Source organism: Leisingera sp. M523 (assembly GCF_025141335.1).
Lineage (GTDB): Bacteria > Pseudomonadota > Alphaproteobacteria > Rhodobacterales > Rhodobacteraceae > Leisingera.
Genome location: NZ_CP081036.1, coordinates 261,505 through 281,260, shown reverse-complemented (window position 1 = coordinate 281,260; position 19,756 = coordinate 261,505). Strand labels below are relative to the sequence as shown.

16 protein-coding genes, 1 pseudogene and 1 other annotated feature are annotated in these 19,756 nt (G+C 55.9%); of the genes and pseudogenes, 4 read left to right on the top strand and 13 right to left on the bottom strand.

What is annotated here, in order from left to right; genetic code table 11:
- Positions 1-47: 47 nt before the first annotated feature.
- Positions 48-422, bottom strand: a complete 375-nt coding sequence (locus K3557_RS20515) for a 2OG-Fe(II) oxygenase (RefSeq protein WP_409201210.1) — start codon at positions 420-422, stop codon at positions 48-50.
- A 282-nt stretch (positions 423-704) separates the two neighbouring features.
- Between K3557_RS20515 and K3557_RS01340 the strand changes: the two genes are divergently transcribed.
- Entirely contained in the window at positions 705-1,739 is a 1,035-nt protein-coding gene (locus tag K3557_RS01340) for an IS110 family transposase (RefSeq protein ID WP_259993778.1), read from the top strand.
- Positions 1,740-2,053: 314 nt separating this feature from the next.
- Here K3557_RS01340 and K3557_RS01335 read toward each other — a convergent pair.
- The 5 genes and pseudogenes from K3557_RS01335 to K3557_RS01315 all read right to left on the bottom strand — a co-directional run.
- A pseudogene (locus tag K3557_RS01335) lies at positions 2,054-3,192 on the bottom strand (IS3 family transposase); the annotation flags it as partial.
- Positions 2,789-2,905, bottom strand: a sequence feature (AL1L pseudoknot). (Overlaps the previous pseudogene by 117 nt.)
- A gap of 48 nt (positions 3,193-3,240) precedes the next feature.
- Positions 3,241-3,570 (bottom strand): 2OG-Fe(II) oxygenase, encoded by a 330-nt coding sequence (locus K3557_RS01330; RefSeq protein WP_259997149.1) that lies wholly within the window; start codon positions 3,568-3,570, stop codon positions 3,241-3,243.
- Positions 3,567-5,003, bottom strand: coding sequence for an aminotransferase class V-fold PLP-dependent enzyme (locus tag K3557_RS01325; RefSeq protein ID WP_259997147.1), 1,437 nt, complete (start codon positions 5,001-5,003; stop codon positions 3,567-3,569). Before K3557_RS01325 ends, K3557_RS01330 begins: the two co-directional genes overlap by 4 nt.
- Positions 5,004-5,042: 39 nt before the next feature.
- Complete coding sequence (locus tag K3557_RS01320; protein ID WP_259997145.1) at positions 5,043-6,221, bottom strand: PLP-dependent aspartate aminotransferase family protein; 1,179 nt, start codon at positions 6,219-6,221, stop codon at positions 5,043-5,045.
- A 4-nt stretch (positions 6,222-6,225) separates the two neighbouring features.
- The gene (locus K3557_RS01315) at positions 6,226-7,467 is read right to left on the bottom strand and encodes an MFS transporter (RefSeq protein ID WP_259997143.1); all 1,242 of its coding nucleotides are present in this window, start codon (positions 7,465-7,467) and stop codon (positions 6,226-6,228) included.
- A 51-nt stretch (positions 7,468-7,518) separates the two neighbouring features.
- Between K3557_RS01315 and K3557_RS01310 the strand changes: the two genes are divergently transcribed.
- Positions 7,519-8,319 carry a helix-turn-helix domain-containing protein gene (locus tag K3557_RS01310; RefSeq protein ID WP_259997140.1) on the top strand — a complete coding sequence of 267 codons (801 nt, stop codon included), beginning with the start codon at positions 7,519-7,521 and terminating at the stop codon, positions 8,317-8,319.
- Positions 8,320-8,453: 134 nt separating this feature from the next.
- On the opposite strand, the gene K3557_RS01305 is transcribed toward K3557_RS01310, so the two are convergent.
- The 5 genes from K3557_RS01305 to K3557_RS01285 all read right to left on the bottom strand — a co-directional run bounded on the left by K3557_RS01305 (position 8,454) and on the right by K3557_RS01285 (position 15,708).
- Positions 8,454-9,110 (bottom strand): alpha-ketoglutarate-dependent dioxygenase AlkB, encoded by a 657-nt coding sequence (locus K3557_RS01305; protein ID WP_259997138.1) that lies wholly within the window; start codon positions 9,108-9,110, stop codon positions 8,454-8,456.
- Positions 9,091-9,585: a methylated-DNA--[protein]-cysteine S-methyltransferase gene (locus K3557_RS01300; RefSeq protein ID WP_259997136.1), complete on the bottom strand. Its 495-nt coding sequence runs from the start codon at positions 9,583-9,585 to the stop codon at positions 9,091-9,093. The genes K3557_RS01305 and K3557_RS01300 overlap by 20 nt, the downstream gene beginning before the upstream one ends.
- 718 nt (positions 9,586-10,303) lie before the next feature.
- The gene (locus K3557_RS01295) at positions 10,304-13,918 is read right to left on the bottom strand and encodes an ATP-binding protein (protein WP_259997134.1); all 3,615 of its coding nucleotides are present in this window, start codon (positions 13,916-13,918) and stop codon (positions 10,304-10,306) included.
- A gap of 707 nt (positions 13,919-14,625) precedes the next feature.
- On the bottom strand, positions 14,626-14,937 hold the full coding sequence (locus tag K3557_RS01290) for an ETC complex I subunit (protein WP_259987466.1): 312 nt from the start codon (positions 14,935-14,937) through the stop codon (positions 14,626-14,628).
- An 84-nt stretch (positions 14,938-15,021) separates the two neighbouring features.
- Positions 15,022-15,708, bottom strand: coding sequence for a glutathione S-transferase family protein (locus K3557_RS01285; protein WP_259997132.1), 687 nt, complete (start codon positions 15,706-15,708; stop codon positions 15,022-15,024).
- Between the two features lie 86 nt (positions 15,709-15,794).
- Between K3557_RS01285 and K3557_RS01280 the strand changes: the two genes are divergently transcribed.
- Together K3557_RS01280 and uvrB are read left to right on the top strand one after the other, a co-directional pair.
- Positions 15,795-16,235: a MarR family winged helix-turn-helix transcriptional regulator gene (locus tag K3557_RS01280; protein WP_259997130.1), complete on the top strand. Its 441-nt coding sequence runs from the start codon at positions 15,795-15,797 to the stop codon at positions 16,233-16,235.
- 97 nt (positions 16,236-16,332) lie between these two features.
- A complete protein-coding gene (gene uvrB, locus K3557_RS01275) occupies positions 16,333-18,531 on the top strand; it encodes an excinuclease ABC subunit UvrB (protein WP_259997127.1) in 2,199 nt (732 codons plus the stop codon).
- 304 nt (positions 18,532-18,835) lie between these two features.
- Here uvrB and K3557_RS01270 read toward each other — a convergent pair whose 3' ends face one another.
- Positions 18,836-19,246 carry a hypothetical protein gene (locus tag K3557_RS01270; protein WP_259997121.1) on the bottom strand — a complete coding sequence of 137 codons (411 nt, stop codon included), beginning with the start codon at positions 19,244-19,246 and terminating at the stop codon, positions 18,836-18,838.
- Positions 19,243-19,707 (bottom strand): hypothetical protein, encoded by a 465-nt coding sequence (locus K3557_RS01265; RefSeq protein ID WP_259997118.1) that lies wholly within the window; start codon positions 19,705-19,707, stop codon positions 19,243-19,245. The genes K3557_RS01270 and K3557_RS01265 overlap by 4 nt, the downstream gene beginning before the upstream one ends.
- Positions 19,708-19,756 lie beyond the last annotated feature (49 nt).

Below are 19,756 nucleotides of genomic sequence, written 5' to 3'. Positions count from 1 at the left end.
CCGAAACCTGCGCTTTCGCTTGCCGTTATGCCCGTTAGTTTAGTCGTCTACTCGGCGTCATGGAATATGATGCCAAGCGTGTGCCGTGTACAGCTGTGCAGCCGGCTCACACCGTGGCGCATGTTTACGCGATAGGAGCTCTTGGTCCCGCGCACCGGTCGGTTGCGCACGGCAAAGACCACGGCGTCACCCTGAGCCAGGGACAGGACCTCGGCCCGGCTTTGCATGCGAGGGCGCTGCTCCGTCAGCACGAACTCACCGCCGATGAAGTCCCGGCGCGGCTCAGAGAGAAGGACGGCAACCTGAAGCGGAAACAACAGTTCTCCATAGACATCCTGATGAAGGCAGTTGTAGTCGCCTTCCGAATACTGCAGCAGCAGCGGCGTCGGCCGTACCTGCCCCGAGTCGTGGCATCTGCTCAGGTAGTCCGCATGCCGGTTTGAACCGCCCCGGCTTTGCCGGAGGCAGGTTGCTTGGTCTCAGGCGACCATATTCAAGCTCTCTGCATTAACATAGAAGTTCCTTTCAGCTTCGGCTGGCGGGATGTTCCCGCCCGGGCCGAGAAGGCGTCTGTTGTTGAACATGGCGTAATCGCGGAGCGAGTCGTTCCGGCCTTCTGGACAGATGAACGAGCGGCTGCCCGCGCTACGATGGGAAGGGGCTCGGGAAGAGCTCCTGACCAAGGCAACAGGCGGAGAACAACCATGGTGCAGCATGTCGGGTTGGACGTGTCTTTGAAGGAAACTGCAATTTCCATCCGGGAGGACGGCTCCCGGATCTGGCGGGGAAAATGCGTTTCCGATCCCGGAAGCGTCGCGGAAATCATCCGAAGGCACGCTCCGCGGGCGGAACGGGTCGTCTTCGAGAGCGGCCCGCTCGCGACGTGGTTCTACCACGCCCTGACCGCGGAAGGCGTTCCCGCCATCTGCATCGAGGCGCGCCATGCGCAGAAGATATTGAACGAAACGCTGAACAAGACGGATGCCAATGATGCAGACGGCCTTGCCCGGATCGCAGAGGCTGGGTTCTACAAGGAAGTCCGCGTCAAGGCGTTCGGCTCGATGCTGGCGCGCACGCTGATCGCGATCCGCAGCCAGATCGTCGGCATGTCGATCCAGCTGAGCAACCAGATCCGGGGCGTCATGAAGACGTTCGGGCTGATTGTGCCGAAGGGCAAGGGCCGGGTCTTCGAGGCCAATGTCCGCGCTCTTCTCGACAGAAGGGATGATCTGGCGCGGATCATTCTGCCGCTGCTCGGGGCATGGCGCGACATGCGCAGCCACGCGGCCGAGTTCGACCGGCAGTTGCTTGCTGCCGCGAGGCACGACAAGGCAGCGGTCTTGCTGATGACGATCCCGGGCATCGGGCCGGTGACGGCCCTGTCATTTTCCGCCGCAGTGGAAGACCCGGGCAATTTCCGACGGTCGCGCTCCGTTGGGGCGTGGCTCGGGCTGACCACGCGCCGATACCAGTCGGGAGAGGTCGACTATGACGGCCACATTTCCCGCAGGGGCGACCGACATCTGCGTAGCCTGCTCTACGAGGCTGCAGTCGTGATGCTGACGCGCAGCAGGGCCCGGAACGACAGTGTGCTCCGGACATGGGGCTTGGCGCTGAAGGAACGTATCGGGCTCAAGCGCGCAGCCGTGGCCGTCGCACGCAAGCTGGCGGTGATCATGCACAGCATGCTCAAGACCGGCGAAGCCTTCAGGCCGTCCGGAGAACCCGCGACAATTTAGACCGGAGCCCGCCAGCCGGGACCGGCACATGCGTGCTGCGCCGTCCCTGCCGCGGACGTGGGTCTGGCCATTCCGTTTAGATTGGCTGCAGCTCTCAGGATAGACTGCGCGTTGAACACAGGAAGGCCGTGCCTGCGAAGACCATGATGCGGCGGCACATGCCGACCGCGGAGACAACCCTGCTCCCGGCACCCGGACATTTCTGCGCAACGAGACGGATACGGCCCCGGTCCCGCACTTGAGATTTGCGCTGCGTGCTGCCACCCTTGCGGCACGGCGGACGTTCTGCTGCCCAGTGCCTTGACGTGCGGGTAGCGATTAGACAACCAATCGACCCACTTCAATGTTTCCCATTCGACGGCATCTGCGGATTTCCACGGTCCCAGGCGATGAATGACCTCCGCCTTGAACAACCCGATGATCGTCTCTGCCAGCGCATTGTCATAGGAGTCCCCGACGCTGCCGACAGACGGCTCGATGCCCGCCTCGGCCAGGCGCTCGGTGTAGCGAATGGACAGGTATTGCCCGCCGCGATCCGAATGATGGGTCAGGCCACCAGCGGGCCTGCGTTCGCAAAGTGCCTGTTCGAGGGCATCAAGGACGAACTGGGTCTGCTGTGATCGGGACGCACGCCATCCGACGATCCTGTTGGCGAAGGTGTCGATCACGAAGGCAACATAAACGAAGCCCTGCCAGGTCGACACGTAGGTGAAGTCGCTGACCCAGAGCGTATTCGGTGCGGCGGCTCTGAACCGCCGGTTCACCCTGTCCAGCGGGCACGGCAGCGCCGGGTCCGGGAGCGTGGTCTTCCGAGGCTTTCCACGTATGACACCCTGTATTCCAAGCTGTCTCATCAGGCGCTCTACCGTGCATCGGGCAACGCTGAAGCCTTCCCGCCGCAACTGGTGCCAGACCTTACGCACGCCGTAGACCTCGAAGTTCTCCTCCCAGACCCGCTGGATCTGCGGCAGAAGCTCGGCGTCACGGCGGGCGCGATCACTGGCGCGAGACGGGTCACGGGCAACCGAAAGCCAGGAATAGTAGGTCGACGGGGCAATCGGCAGCACCTTGCAGATCGGCTCGACCCCGTATTCCATCCGATGCTCGTCGATGAAGGCAATCATCGCTTCAGTGGGCGGTCGAGCTCCGCCTGGGCAAAATATGCGCTCGCCTTCCTTAGGATCTCATTCGCCTGGCGCAGCTCTCGCACTTCGCGCTCCAGTTCCCGGATCCTGGCGCGTTCTTCGCTGGTCACACCACCCCGATGCCCCCTGTCCACTTCGCTCTGCGCGACCCAACGGCGCAGAGATTCCCTGCTGCATCCAATCTTCGGCGCAATACCCCGGATCGCGGCTGACCGGTCCTGGTATTGCCCTTCGTTGTCCAGAACCATCCGAACCGCTCGCTCGCGGGTCTCAGGTGAATAGCGGTTTGATCTGTTGTCTCGTCCCATAGGCTCCATCCTTACTAACTTCGGAGCCTCCGGTGAAACCGGGGCGGTTCACTTCGGAAATCGTGTGTCGATTTTCATCCGCTCGTTCCAGTCGTTCGCGATTGGCGCCAGCAGCGGATACAGCCCCTCCCGGAGCGCGAGGACAGTTTCGGGGAGCGGGTATGCGAAGTACTTGTATTCACCTTTCCCGAAGCCGTGCCGTGCCATTCGGATATGGCTGCGAAATGGCGCATCGGTTGCGTAAAGCTTGGCCACCGCGTCACATTCTTCTGGCGCTAGCAAACTGCTTACCGTCGCACAGCCCCAGGCATTCAATTGGTCTTCCAAATTGCCTGCATCGATCGCGTTAATTCGTTCGGTTAGGGGAATGAGGGTCAACTAACACACTCCACTTTGTCCATCTGAAGGGCCCACTGGGCGGCCTCGATAGCACGGGTGATATCGCTTTCATTTGTCCGCCAGTTCACGACGCTTACGCGCATAGCGCGGCGGCCCTGCCAGACCGTATCCGAAAAGAACGCCTCGCCTGTCGCATTAATCCGGGACATGATTTCCTTTGTGTAAAGGTCGCCTTCCTCGCCGGTGTCACCCGGTCTGGCGAACCTGACCAGTCCCTGATTCAACTGCGGATCAAACACAACATGGGCGTTATCCAATGCTCCAATCCCCCGGACAATCGCCTGGCAGTGGGCACAGCAGCGGTCAATCATATCCTCGATGCCGGATCGGCCCAATTGCTTGAGAGCTGCGTAGACAGGAACGCCGCGCGCCCTTCGGGACCATTCCGGGTTCCAGTCGATCTGGTCACGCGCCGCTCCAGCCGGGGCAATATAGTCGGCCGCGATGGTCATAGCTGCCTTATGCGCGGCCTGGTCTCGGATAATGGCGACACCGCAATCAAACGGCACGTTCAGCCACTTGTGACCATCGGTCGCCCAGCTGTCAGCCAGCTGAAGACCGTCAGCCAAATGGGAGTATTTGGCACTTGTCCGTGCGAAAAGGCCGAAAGCACCATCAATATGCACCCACGCACCAGTATTTTTCGCCATAGGGATCAGGGTCCTGTAGTCATCAAATGCACCAATGTTCAAATCGGCGGCGTTCAAGACTAAAATCTTCGGGCCTTTGTGTTCCGAAAGCGCCTGTTCAAGTTCACTTGTCAGCACTCTTCCCATTGAGTCAGTCTTCAGTTGAACCAAAGAACTTTGCCCCAAGCCCAAGAAGTTCACCGCTTGCCGGATAGAGCCATGCTTTTGGTCATTCACCAGAACCTTGAGGTCTGGCGCACCGATCAGCCCATTTTCCTCGACGTCCCATCCATCTGCCTTAAGGACGGCATGTCGCGCCGCTGCGAGCGATGTCATATGCGCCAACTGGCATCCTGTCGTGAACGCGAAAGAAGCGTCACGGGGCAGGTCGAACAACTCTTTCAGCCAAATACCGGCTTGCTCCTCAACCACCGCTGCAGCAGGTCCGCACGCATAAAGGGCTGCATTCTGATCCCAGGTTGAGACGAGCCAATCAGCGGCAAGCGCGGCCTCAAGTCCACCACCGATGACCCAGGCAAAAAACCTTCCGCCCGCAGACCCCAGCAAACCGTCCTGCATATCTCTTGCCAATGTCTGCACTACGGTTTCGGGTTCTTCTCCATTTGCAGGCAATGGGCCAGAAAACCTGGAACGGAGTGTTTCAAGACTGGCTGTGGAATTGACTTTTCTTTCATCCAATCCTTCCAGCCAGGTTTTTGCGAGTGTTGCGGCTTGGTCCAGCGCTTGTGTCATAGTGAAACCTCTTAAATAGTTCTTTGCCATTTTGCCTTCAGGGTCCGGCTTGAGACGACCCGAAACATGCTAATTCTTCATCGGTCGGGTGGCGGATATGTGCGCGAGCGCCTTTCCGATATCTGCACAAAGATCTTCCGAATGCTCCAAGCCAATGTGCAGGCGTAAAAGTCGCCCTTCATTGGGAAGTACATCCAAAGCGCGCAAGTGATGAGGGATGGCTGGCATTACGAGGCTTTCAAACCCACCCCAGCTGGTTCCCAGTCCAAAGAGCGACAGGCTGTCGATGAGTTTGGCGAATTCTTCCTCGCTGCACGCTACAAGCTCGATCGTGAACGGCCCCGCTCCGCCCGTAAACTGCCGCTTCCACAGCTCATGCCCTGGGTCATCATCGAGGGCCGGGTTGAGAATTTTCTTGATCTGGGGTTGACCCTGCAACCATTGCGCGACGTGGCGGGCGTTCTCCTCATGGCGCCGCATACGCACGTCGAGTGTCCTGAGCCCGCGAAGTCCGAGCCAACACACATCCGGAGCGGCGGTTGAGCCATAGTGGGCGCACCAGTCTCGCGTAGATGACAGGTCGTCATATGAGCCTGTAATCAGGCCCAGCATGATGTCGGAATGCCCGCCGATGTACTTGGTTGCGGCGTGAATGGATATGTTGATGCCAAGGCCGTGCGCGTCAAAGAAGAGCGGTGTGCCCCAGCTGCTGTCACACGCCACTGGCACGCTGTAGTGTTTGGCCAGCTTACAAACAGCCTCTACATCAATCATATCCATCGTCAACGAACCGGGAACTTCGATAAATACAAGCGCTGTTCGTTCGTCGAGGTGAGATTCGAGAGCATCTAAGGTGTCAAAGAACACAACCTCGCTGCCGAGCTTGTCCAGCTCCTTTTCTGCGAGAACCCGTGTGGGTCCGTAAACACAATCCTGGACCAGGATACGCTTGCCGGGGGCGGAATGCGCGCCGATTACTGCGGCAACAGCACTTAACCCACTCGACGTGGCAATGCAGCTCTCCGTCTCGCATAAGGCGGCCATGGCGGTCTGCAATTCAAAAACGGTGCTCGTGCCGGATCGCCCATAGCGTGGGGTCTCAAAGGTCACGCCCTTGTAGGAATTCTTGAATTCGGCCAGCGTCGAAAAAATTGTTGTCGAAGCGCGGACCAATGGCGGATTCACCGCGTTTGCGGCATCTGCCGACGCACGGCCAAGGTGAACAAGCTGTGTGGTCTTTTTGGACATGGCTTTATCTCTGGAAAATACTGCGATCGCTCGCTTCACGTGGTGGTGATTTCAGGAAGATCTGACTGCCTATGAGGATGGTCAGTGAGCAAAGCGCCAGGATATGGAACAGTCCATCAAAGCCCCAGTTCACATGGATGACGGAGATCATCGGCAGGGCGGAGGACAGCGCCAGAAAGCTGACCATTGCCCGCAACCCAAAGGCGCGGGCCCGCGCCTTGTTTGATACTGTTTTTGCCATCAGGAAATCGTTGATCGGAACCTGACCGAACACGCCAAGCATGAACCCAAAGGAGACCGCGAAGGCCGCAAGGTTCTGCAAGCCTGGCATCATCAGAAACGCTGAGATTTGGATGACCATGACCAGTAGGATCGTGGGCTTGGCCCCAACGCTATCCAGCATGAAGCCGGTAACGAGCTGTGCCAATGAGGCTGCCGCAAACACAAGGAATGCCAATACGCCAATGATCGTCGCTGACTGCGATGTCAAAAGGGAGAGGGTTTCGCTGATATCATCTGCAAGACCGGTAAGCCTCTCATCGAATATTTCCGGCAACGCGACGGTGGTTGATTGGAAGATAACGTTGCCCAGTAGAGTGATCATGTAGACGCACAACAGCACGCGCCATTTCGGGCCATAGGCAATGTTCTGATGCGATGTGACGCCTTGGTCTTCTGGCGGGCTGTCTTGGCTAATATTCCGCGAAACAATGTAATACGGATAGGCGAATGCGATCCCGATCAGGCCCGGTAAAATGAACGCAGCGCGCCAGCTTGCCAGGTCAATGAGCAGTCCCGTGATGAGCGCCGCGGACCCGACACCAAGGTTTCCCCAGACGCCGTTCACCGCCAGCCGCATGCCCGTTTTTCGCCAACGTCCGGTGACGATGGCAAGCCCGACCGGATGGTAGATTGAGGCGAACACGCCCATCAGCAAGAGCCCGGCTCCAAGCTGAAACGGGTTTTGGGCAAAGCCGGTCAGGACTGAAGACAACCCGATGCCGAAGAAGAATATGCACATCATGCCGTCGCGGCTCCACCTGTCCGCAAGCCAGCCACTTGGTAAAGCGCAGAGCGCAAACGCCGCGAACCCCGGCGCTCCATAGGGCAGAAGTTCGGAATAGCTCAGACCCCAGCCTTCGCTCAGCGCGAGCGCGGCCACCGTTGCAAAGATCAAGATGAAATAGTGATCCAGAAAGTGGCCAACATTCAGCAGCAGGAAATATTTGGTGTCGCGTGTGACCATTCGGGTTCCAGTGTCGTTGCGACGGAACTACCATTGTCATATAGTCGATGTATGGACATTGATCGTCGAGAAACAGACAAACATGTAGAAAAGACCGTAGCTCGAAGTGTTGAGTCTTTGGACTACCAGGAGCTTCCGGTGGCCTTGGCGGTCATGGCAAAGCGGTTTCCGGACGGCTATTTTGTCGAGCCCCACGATCATCCACGGGATCAGTTGATCTATGCCGTTGCGGGTCTTATGCGTGTCGCCACATCCGATGATACCTGGGTGGTGCCACCTGATCGCGCCCTGTTCATGCCTGCCGACATTGAACACAGTATCGAGATATGTGGCAATGTCGAAATGCGTTCTCTTTACATCACGCCGTTGAAAGCCAGCACGATCAAAGTATTGAAAGTTCACTCGCTCTTGAGGGAACTCATTACCCACCTTGGCCGCGAGCCTATAGACTACTCCGGCAATAAGCGCGCAGAACAAATTGCCGCTCTGATCCGGATAGAGTTGATAGAGGCGGAGGCACTGCCCTTGAACATCCCGCTGCCCCGAGACGAGCGCCTGCGCCGTGTCTGCCAAAGGCTTATGAACGACCCGTCTACCACTTTGCCACTTGAGCAGCTTGCCGATGACGCTGGCGCGTCCTCCAAAACACTGGCGCGTCTTTGTGCCCGAGAACTGGGGATGAGTTTTTCCGCCTGGCGTCGTCGTGTCCGGTTCTCGAAAGCCATGGAATTGCTTGATGGTGGCCAGCCTACGAAACAGGTCGCTCGAAGCTGCGGCTACGACAGCCCAAGTGCGTTCACTTATGCTTTCCGAAAAGAGTTTGGCGTGCCTCCCAGCGGATTCCGGAAATAGTGGTAATGCGGGAGCGAAACTAAGCAGCTCTCCCAAAATCATCCGCACAAAGCCCTGGCCTTCGCATGCTAGCTCGCGGCCGCCCGCCGTTAACTGTCTTGGCAAAGTTCAATGGCCGAGAAGTGCGTGGCCATTTACTGCCGCTGAATAGTCCTGAATGTCAGGCTGATCCGTGGACTTTTCACCTTCTTTGTTTTGGGCAGAGAGTGTTTCCAGAAAGACTGTGTTGTATCTTTCATCACCAGTAGACTGCCATGTTCCAGGTTCACGTCAACTCGATGATCTGACATCTTATGCCTAAAGGAAAATCTTCTAGTAGCGCCAAGACTTAGTGAACCAATGGCGCCGTCGGGCTTTAGATCGACCTCAGCATCGCTATGCCAGGACATGCCCTCATCGCCCGAGTGGTACAAGTTCAGAAGGCATGAATTGTATTCTTCACCGGAACGGCTTTGGACGAGCCCACGAAGCTCCAATAGTTCCTTCGTCCAGGGGTCAGCTGATTTGGTTACTTTGGAATACGTGTAGCGGAATCCCTGGTCGCCGTACCAAGCCACCTTGCGCTTTGTTGCAATGCGCTTGCCATAGATAATGGCTTCGTCATGCCTCCAATCCACTGTTTGCATCAGTTTCTGGAAAAACTGATCCGCCTGTTGCGTCCCCAGGATCGGCCCGTAGTAGTTCACAGTGCCGTCCATGGGGAGAAGATTTTCCGCAGGGTCTGCAAGATTACCGAACAGGTCCATTTTCAATCCAATCAGTTCAGGGCACTCATTGTGCCACTGCTTCATTGGCCAGCAACTGCCTTTTCCTCTCCACACCCCAACGGTATCCGCCAATCCCACCGTCTGATCGCAAGACCCGATGGCATGGAACCATGACCGCAACCGGATTTGCGCCGCAAGCATTGGCAACTGCTCGAACGGCTTTCTCTTCTCCGATTTCCCGAGCGATGGTCGTATATGTAACGGTTCTTCCGGTCGGAATGGCACACAGCGCGTCCCAGACTTTCTTTTGAAATGCTGTACCCTTCAGGCTCAACGGTATGTTGTGAGAAGCGTGAGGGTTATCTATCAAATCCACCACACTGTCAGCGATTGCGGTAACTGAAGGGGTTTCCAGATCCATCACGGCCTCTGGAAACATGTACAATATTTCCGCTTCAAGAGCTTTGTCATCGTCTCCGATCCTTGCAGCACTTATCTCACCATTGGCACCTGCAATTGCAAGACGGCCGAGCTTGCTCTCAACAATTCTGTACCACATGTCATGCTCCTTCTGCGTCCTGGTATGGCGCACAGTTATTTGGATCAGCGGCGTGAGACGACCCGTTTCTTGCGGATAGGGTTTCGATCAGACCGAATTGCTAGCTGACAAAAAAACGCTGGCGTTTAGTTTCATCGGAAAGCGGTCAATCAAAGCGCGCGCATGAATGACCGCACCGTCCCGCACTGTGTGAATTCGGCGTCTGATCCTTGCTGCGGTCCGCATGAATGACCGGTCCTTCCGCTGCGCAGCGGCTCCATGTTTCTCGCTCACGCAGCATTTCTTACGCCGCGAGTGTGCGCAGCAAGATTTTGACATTTCCGGTATGGGCTCAGAGCCGACTTGCGACGATGCGGCAGCAGGCTTGCAGCGAAACCTCACCAGAACCCTCCCGACAGATGGCACAAGCCAGCCCGAAGCGGACATGATCTTTGCACCCGCAGTACTGGACCGTCCAGGCAAGTATGGGCGGGAAACCGGAAGTTCGCTGCGAGCGAGATAATTCACATACGTTGTCTTAAGAGCGGACATTCACTTTGCTAACAAACTACCGATTGCCACCCTGGGCTACAGTTTTGACAGATCCAAGCCGACAAGGGGTGAACGATGTACAAGTATTTTCGACGTGTTCCCGGTGAACTGCACAACGTTCTTTATCGCAAAAGCTGGGACTTCTAGCTTTGTATAGATCTGACCAAAACTGCAATGAAATTTCTTTTTAACCAGTCGTTTCGACACGTTGCCCCCTGAACGTGTTTACCTTGATCTCTCTCTCCAAGTATGTGGTCTTCGACGACGAGATTACCCTTTTTTCTTCCAACCACGCGACAAACGCACGGTTGACCGGTGTGTTCTTTATCCTTGGCGACTTACCGAAAATTGCGATGTCAGAATATGGTTCAGGAAGCGCGCGCAGGACTTCTCGAACCTCTTCGACAGACAACGATTTGTGGCACTTATTCAGTAGAGAAATTTGTTCAGTCACTGGATGAGAATGGATAGCAATCGCCTTTATGAGATCAAAGCCAAGCCCTTCAACATCGCTGGGTAACGCTGTTAGTATCGTACCTAGAGACGCCGCACGCGCCGCATCCTCCGAAACCGCTGCCGGGTTTAGCTCAGCAATCACCGAACGCTTGTGATCCTTTGAGAGGTCTTCCTGCAACAGGTCCATTCGAAACTCGTCATCTATGCCGATCCCATCAGATTCTTTCGCAAAGGCAGGGAAATTACGAGCAACAAACAAAACTTGAAGGTCACGATACTCTCTAAGCCGGTTGAAGTTTTCCCCCGAGAACGTCGCTTTGCCCTCTTCAATCAGTATCCGCAGCTTGTCCTTATTAAGGTCCGCTCGAAATTCTTTGAATTTCTTGGGAAGACGTCGAACGTAAGCCCTGTAGGTACCACTATCGAAACTGTCATTGTCGATAATAAATCGACGCAAATCGTACGCGCTTTTGTCCTCTGGGATAGCCTCATTCGTGAGAATTTTTTGCGTATCAGGGTTTTCTAGATAGGCGGTCAAAATATCTGGGTCAAAATTATCACCAGATAGGAACGTTAAACAGTTCTCCCAAGATGCGCTGATCAAATCTCGAGCCAGCGCGGTCGCGTGAAGATGGAGCGGAACGTCTGAAAGCACTGGCAAGGACGTTGATTGCATTGACCAGAACTCTTCTAAAAATTCTGCGGCCACCTCTTCGTGATTGAGGGCTGCCAAAATAGCAAACTCTTCCTCGTTTGAATTGCTCTCCATCGGAAGCAAAACACGCCTGACATACCGGATGAAGTCATCTTCAACACGCTGAATAAGCCCCTTGTTCTCTGAGCGCAGAACCGTTGAATAGTGCTTGGTCTCAAGGTAGCTAACAATGTCAGAGCCGTGGATGTGTTCAAGTACACATCGAATGTTCTCCGTGGAGACCTGGTACAAGGCTTCGTTGATCAAGAACTCAAGCACGTCAGGGAACTGATCAACCGAAGACAGATCTGCCACCTGGACTTGTAGTAGTTTCAACCTCGACAGATCGAATTCGATCCCCTCACCCAGTATTTCTGCCGCACCTGTCGAGAAATACGCCGACAGATCGCCTTGTGCGTAGGGAGGATTCGCAATCACCTCCTGAGGCGCGTACGCGATTATCCTCGCGACATGAGCGGTACTATGCGCACTCTCCGCTGCTAACGAGGCGAAACCGGGCCACTGGGAAACCAACGTGGACACCAAAGCTGGAACTTGTGTGCCCCTTTCGTAGTAGCTTGAGAAAAACTGTTCGCATTGGTCGAAATTTTCAGAAATGTAGCGAACTGCTTTTTCGATTCGTGAATTATGAGTGGTTGGGGCTTCCATAATGTGGTCCATCAACCGCCGGTTTAGCACGTAGCTCTGATCAAAATCCTCATCGCGCATTGCCGCCACAACCTCCGCCGGGTTGTCGATTGGAAAGTCTGGATCAGGAGTGTTGAAGCTGCGGATTTGTATTAGGAACTTGTTGTCGTTGGGTGAAAGGCGTCCTGAGTGGAACAATGATGTGTATTGATAGTAGGTGTCGTCGAGGAAACCCTCGAAGACCAAGAACTTCATGAGTTCCCGATTGTCACCCAGTTTTTCGAAGCAGTCATCGACTGCATCAGCATTCGCACGAATTATCTCGTTGAATTTTTGAAGCCGCAGGTTCGTCACCTTTGACTTCAACTCACGAACTTTTTGCCCCGACTGCGCGATTTGTTTGACGGACTTTCGTTCGATGTCACCCAGACGCTCTTGGAAACTCCTGTTTGTGTCAACCGTTCTGTCCACGCCAGGATTTTGGGTGCGTGACCACCCCCCATTTGGGTGTTGGGCACTTAGTATCGGATTCTCCGAAAGGATTCTTTCAAAATCTGTATGCTCGGAGATTTTGTCAAAGGTGACATTCGCACTCCCCAATCGAATGTACCCGTGCCCCGCAGGCAACAACTCAATAAGAGCCATCGCATAGATTTTACGAAGCTCTGCCACATCTTTTGGAAGCTGCTTCTTAGCCAGTGTAATTTCGGCCTCAACATCGCCAATTTGAGATTTATAGTCAGCCTCAACTTTTGCAATGAAGTCATCGTATCGCGCAAGTAATGCTGAGAGAACACCCTTCTGCTGGTGTAGCTCTTCAAAATCCCGTGGCAAAACATTCTTGTAAATCAGAACTGCAAGAAGCTTGTTGGGGTTCAGAACTTCCTCTTCATCGGCCTCAAGATTCGCAACGTAAATTGCGTATTCATTAAAGATATTTCGGATTAGCCGAAGGTCATTGAGATACCGGGAAACGTCCCTCAAGAACTGAGCGTTAAGCCGCTCGTCAAGAGACAGCCGCTGCACCTGTTCAAGAACTTTGTCGATAGAGTTCGAATGGTTGATAATGGGTACAATTGGAACAATGAACTCAAAGAACTTTGTCCGATCTGTATTGGAAAACATGTCGTCGCGAAGTGCGTACAGGAAGCGAACTTGTTGCTTCACACCGGCATTGGCATTTATTAGGCCGTTGATCTCGCGCAATGTCACAAAGATATCGGGATTTTCAAACCGATCTAAGTCTTCGACAACCACAAGGTCATATGACGTGGACTGAAAAAAATAGATGATTTCGTCTAGATGCCTATTCAGGATTGACTCTTCCTCAGCCGCTTCTGGTGCGATCTCGACGTCCTTGAGGGAAACACCCTTGAGCGACATGCCAAAGCTTTTAAGGTAAATGTGGTGCAAAGAACGCCACAGAAACACGAACCCGAACGCGAACACTCCCAGATTGAACCAATTTGAGCGATCAAACGGGGTGAAAAATTCACCTGAAATTATGTCTTCTCTGTTCTGGAAGAGATACCAAAGTGCGATGCCGCCAAGGACGATCAACAATGAGACGCCTCCGGCCCACCATTTTGGCGATTGAATTCTTTTGAATCTGGAAAGAGGAAGATTGTTGGCGCCAGCGCCATACAGCATCTGTTGGAGAATGCTCCTTTCGATTTCTTGCTTGCTTGTCTTGCCATTTGATCCACCCATTCCATCCGCTTCAGGGAGGAATGCCGCCAGCGAGATTTGGAGTGCGTTTCCCCTATAAGTACGAAGGAAGGACTTGATTACACTACTTTTCCCTGAACCGTACGGGCCTGTCAGGGCGATATTCGAAACAGCGGGGTTGGTGGTAGCGAATTCGAGCGCCTCTGCGTAAATGCCTTCTTCGTCGGCTTTGCTAGTAGGCGCAAGGTCAACAAACTTTGCCCGCGCCTCTGTTGAGCCATCCATTCCAAACAGGCGCTTAAAGGACACGCCGCGAAGCCATCTAAAAAATTTCACTGCGATCTTGTCTCGTACAATTTGGTGTGTTCAAGGATTTTAATCAACTCTGACAGGTATGCTAGGAAGCCACAACGGATTTTGAAGTTCGACTGAGCGGTTCGGTCAATGAACGAGCACGAGCTTGCAAGGATCACATCGGATGCTCACGAACGTTACCCGTGTTTCAACGTCTGCTCCGCGCTTAGCAGCGCTGCGGCGATGGGAGTTAGGACGAGCGGCCGCTTTGGGCCGGTCATGCCTGTTGCCGTGCCCGAGTAACCTCGACTTTGCAAAGGTCGCTCTCTGCGCTTTGCTGACCCTGTTCCAGCTGGCGGTATCAGAACAAGTGCTTGCGCCCTGCTGAAGGTCCGCTTGCGCTGGAAGGCTTGAAAAAGCTCGCACATGCAGCGATCGGCGCCAAGCATGTCAACTTAACGGCAAGTTTGGACTGACTGCTGCCTTGGAGCAGGCTGATGTGAAACTCTATCTTTTCACTGTTGCAGAAAGCGGCGGCTGCCCCCATCGCCGTGCATGAAGCTACCTGGCCCCCGAATATGCAGGCACAGCAAAACGAAAGAGCCTGTGCTCTGATTCCGCAATGCATTCGGCCTCGGCCACAATGCTCCAACCCAGATATAGAAAAGGCGCCCGCTGGGCACCCTATATGTAGATCCTGGTGAGAACTCGTGCCGAAACGGTGGGAACTCGATCAAGATTTACAATCTTCAGTGTGTCCAGGGACCGCGGCGGTTGGTGGCGAAGTTGTCGCCATAGCCGCCCGGGCGGATGTTGGGTTTGCGTTCCTTGGGCTCGACCACCTGCGCTTCGATGCCGTGGTCCTTGGCATATTCCAGTGCCGCCTCCTTGCTCTCGAACCGCAATTTGACCTGGCTCTGGGTGTCGCCGGAGGAGGTCCAGCCCATCAGCGGATCCACTTCACGGGCCGAGGCGGGCGCGTATTCCAGCACCCATTTCCGCGTCTTGGCCATGCCAGAGGTCATGGCATTGCGTGCCGGCCGGTAAATCCGTGCTTGCATGGGCTGTCTCCCGCTTTTCGAGTCTTCGTCCAGCGCTTTTATGCGCCGGATACGGCTCTGCGGCAAGGTGCCAATTGCACAGCATTAAAGCGGCTTTGCTGCCGTGCCACAGGCCGCCCGCGCCAGCCCGCCCAGATGGGAGTGCCGCGCGCAAAGGAATTCCATCAGCCGGGCCGGATACCCCTCCGGCGGCGCCTCCCGCACCGATGCCCGCGCCATGACCGCAGCCCTCCACACTGCCATATGCGCGGCCTCCGGCATCAGCCCGAAATCCCCAATGGCCTCAAATGTCTCAAAATACCGGAAGATGGTGCCCCAGACGCCATCCACCAGACGGAAGGTTTCTCCGGCAAAGAAAGGCCCCTCCACCTCCGGCGCAATCCGCTCAAGCCGGGTGCGCAGATCTCTGGCAGCCGCGGCAAATGCGGCCTCATCCGGTGCGCCATACAGTTTGCCGATGGCCGCCAGCGTCTCGGAGCCGAATGCGATCCAGGCCCGGTGCCGCGCCCGCTCCAGCGGATCAGCGGGATGCAGGCTGCCGGGCGTGGTCTCATCCAGGTATTCGGCAATCACCTGGCTTTCAAACAACACCCGCCTGCCGGTTTCCAGCACCGGAACCCGGCCCAGCGGCGACAGCGATCGGAACCATTCGGGCTTGTCCGCCAGATCAATATAGGTGCGCCGGTGCGGGATGGCTTTTTCACTCAGCACAATCACCGCGCGTTGCACATAGGGGCACAGGTGGTGGCTGATCAGATGCAAGTCAGTCATGGGACCTCCATTTAAATGCAATTGCATGCATGCCAGATGGGCGGCCCGCCCTTGCATGTCAATGCATTTGCATTTAAATTTCCCGCATGGAAACACCTGACCCGTTCGGCATCTGGCTGCCGCTGGCCCGCGCCCATAAATCCATCCTCGCCACAGTGGAGGCTGCACTGAAACAGGCGGGCCTGCCGGGCCTCGACTGGTACGATCTGCTGTGGGAGCTTGAGTGCGCCGGCGCCGCCGGTCTGCGCCCCTTTGAGCTGCAGGAAAAACTGCTGCTGCCGCAATACGGCGTCTCGCGCCTGGCGGAGCGGCTGGCCAAGGCGGGCCTGCTGGGCCGCCAGACCTGCGACGGCGACGGGCGCGGCCAGACACTGGTGATCACGCCGGACGGCGCCGCCATGCGCGCCCGCATCTGGGCGGTTTACGCCGATGCCATGCAGCAGGCCGTCCTCCCCCATTTCAGCCCGGGCGAAGCACGGCGGCTGGCGGAGCTGCTCGGCAAATTCCATCGTCCTGTGCGCAGCTGACAAAAACAGGCGGCATTCCGGCGAAACCCCGCCCTGCCCCCTTGCACAAGAACAAAAACAGACCAAAATCAGCGCCAGCCGCCAACGGAGTCGCCTGATGCCCTATGCCCATTCCGACAAGACCATGCCGATGATGACCCAGCGGGCACCGCAGCAGCGGCCCAAGCTGGAAGGCGGCAAGCGGTTTGTGATGCATACCCCGTTTCAGCCCGCCGGCGACCAGCCCACTGCGATCCGCGAACTGTCCGAGGGCGTGCTTGAGGGCGAGCGCAACCAGGTGCTGCTGGGCGCCACCGGCACCGGCAAGACCTTCACCATGGCCAAGGTGATCGAGGAGACCCAGCGTCCAGCCATCATCCTTGCCCCGAACAAAACCCTCGCCGCGCAATTGTATGGTGAATTCAAAGGCTTCTTCCCGGAAAACTCGGTCGAATACTTCGTCTCCTTCTACGACTACTACCAGCCCGAAGCCTATGTTCCGCGCTCGGACACGTACATCGAGAAGGAAAGCCAGATTAACGAGCAGATCGACCGGATGCGCCACTCCGCCACCCGCGCCCTGCTTGAACGCGACGACGTGATTATCATCGCGTCGGTATCCTGCATCTACGGCATCGGCTCGGTTGAAACCTACTCGGCGATGACCCAGGACCTCAAAGCCGGTGAAATCTACGACCAGCGCCAGATCATGGCCGACCTGGTTGCGCAGCAGTACAAGCGCAACGATCAGGCGTTTCAGCGCGGCTCCTTCCGGGTCCGCGGCGACACGCTGGAAATCTTCCCCGCCCACCTTGAGGACCGCGCGTGGAAGTTGTCGTTCTTTGGCGAGGAACTGGAGCAGATCACCGAATTCGACCCGCTGACCGGCGAAAAGACCGGCAGCTTCGAGCAGATCCGCGTCTATGCGAACTCCCACTATGTGACGCCGAAACCGACGCTGAACCAGGCCGTGATCTCGATCAAGAACGAGCTGAAGATGCGGCTGGAAAACCTGCTCGGCGAGGGTAAGCTGCTGGAGGCCCAGCGGCTGGAACAGCGCTGCAACTTCGATATCGAAATGCTGGAGGCGACCGGCCACTGCAACGGCATCGAGAACTATTCCCGCTATCTGACGGGCCGCGCACCGGGTGAGCCGCCCCCCACCCTGTTTGAATTCATCCCCGACAATGCCATTGTTTTTGCCGACGAAAGCCACGTCTCGGTGCCGCAGATCGGCGGCATGTACAAGGGCGACCACCGGCGCAAGATGACATTGGCCGAACACGGCTTCCGCCTGCCGTCGTGCATGGACAACCGCCCGCTGAAGTTTGAGGAATGGGACGCCATGCGCCCGCAATCGGTGTTTGTCTCTGCCACGCCGTCCAAATGGGAACTGGAACAATCCAGCGGCGTCTTTGCCGAACAGGTGATCCGCCCCACCGGCCTCTTGGATCCGCAGGTCGAAATCCGCCCCGTCGATATGCAGGTTGATGATCTGCTGGACGAGGTGCGCCGCGTCACCGCCGATGGGTTCCGCACGCTTGTGACCACGCTGACCAAACGCATGGCCGAGGATCTGACCGAATACCTGCACGAACAGGGCATCAAGGTCCGCTATATGCATTCCGACATCGACACGCTGGAACGCATTGAAATCCTGCGTGATTTGCGCCTTGGTGCCTTTGACGTGCTGATCGGCATCAACCTGCTGCGCGAAGGCCTCGACATCCCCGAATGCGGGCTGGTCGCCATTCTGGACGCCGACAAGGAAGGCTTCCTGCGTTCCGAAACCTCCCTCATCCAGACCATCGGCCGCGCCGCCCGCAACGCCGAGGGCCGCGTTATCATGTACGCCGACCGCATCACCGGATCGATGGAGCGCGCCCTGGGGGAAACCGACCGCCGCCGCGACAAGCAGATCGCCTATAACACCGAGCATGGCATCACCCCGGAAACGGTCAGGAAAAACGTCGAGGACGTTCTGGCCGGGCTTTATGCCGGCGACACCGACATGAACCGCGTCACCGCGCAGATCGACAAGCCGATGCACGGCGCCAACCTGGAGGCGCATCTGAACGGGCTGCGCGACCAGATGCGCAAGGCCGCCGAGAACCTCGAGTTCGAAGAAGCCGCCCGCCTGCGCGACGAGGTCAAACGGCTGGAGGCAGTGGATCTGGCGATCTCCGACGACCCGCTGGCGCGGCAATCTGCGGTGGAGGCAGCGTCTGATGCTGCGGTAAAATCGCGGGGGCGGTCAACCGCGGGCAAGGCTGGGACAAGGGCGTACCGGGGCAAGTCGCAGAAGAAATTTTCGTGAGGTTAACAATCTGCACACCCCCTCCCTTCTCTTCGCAAAGACGACTGGTCGGATAGCCCAGCAATTGGCAAAATGCATCCGGTAATCTCTTTCTGTGCAGATCGGATGCTCCCAGCACCTGCGCTGTCGTGCTCACATCTTGAAGCCTTTGCTGCGCCTGCCTTAGTGTTGGGCATCTTTTGGGACGTGATGCGCCATCCGCACGGCCCGCACCTGACCTTCCCCACGGGAAGGCGCATTCGCGCCCTCCCAAGGTCAGACCTGGGCCTTGTGTTGCGAAAACTGCTAGAAGTCAGCCAAAAACTTAAATCAGCTTGGCGTAGCTTCCGATTTTTGCGTCGACTTCGGCTAAGGTTTGTTCTGGGTCTTCAATAATCTCTTCTTCTTTGCCGCCAAGTGTAGCCAAAGCAAGATAATTTAGGGAGTTTTTGCTTGGGCGAGAGTATATTTTTCGCCTAGTTCCTACATCCACTTTAACTGCACTTCGTACCGTAGACATGGCATTTTGAACATGAATGACTTCCACGCGACCCTTGACGACCTCAAGGCGACCCAAACTTTCACCATTCTCTGGATCTATAATCTCGTCACCTAACTCAAAAATTAGAAACCTCTGACCTTCAGAGATTCCATCACGGGCCCCCTTGTTCAGAACTATGTTCCATTCATCAATTACCTGCACTACGCGCGCTATATCAGTGTATTCTTGGCTCATGCTCTAACCCCTGGTTTGATCATAAGTTTGGCCCTGATTTCGTTGAAATCTAAAGAGTTGGCTTCTTCATGAGGGTATTTGCTAAAAGCAATTTGAACTAATCCATTGCTTTGCACGTTTATCACCTCGCCAAGGGCCACCAGCTGTTCATAGTCCTCATCAATCTTGTAAATTGCTACAGCAGTCTGATGCCCTAACCATTCGCTGCTTTCCACAAGGAGGATATCCTCACTCATTACTTTCTTGATAGTGGGGGACTTAAAGCTTTCGCTTGGTTTGTCAGCGAGAAGTAGGATTATTATTGGAGGAAAAACAAAAAGATAGAATCCGTTTGTGAAAATTAATAGAGCGTTCTCAGCGCGCCAAATCTCATCAAGAAGAAGCGATAAAGCAATAAAAACTACTCCCAGTATGCTGGCAGTCCCCGCTAAGGCTTGGAAAAATACCTTTGTTTTTGTCACTCAAATCATCCTTGCTTGAAAGAAAAGGCGAGCCACGGCCCGCCTTTAA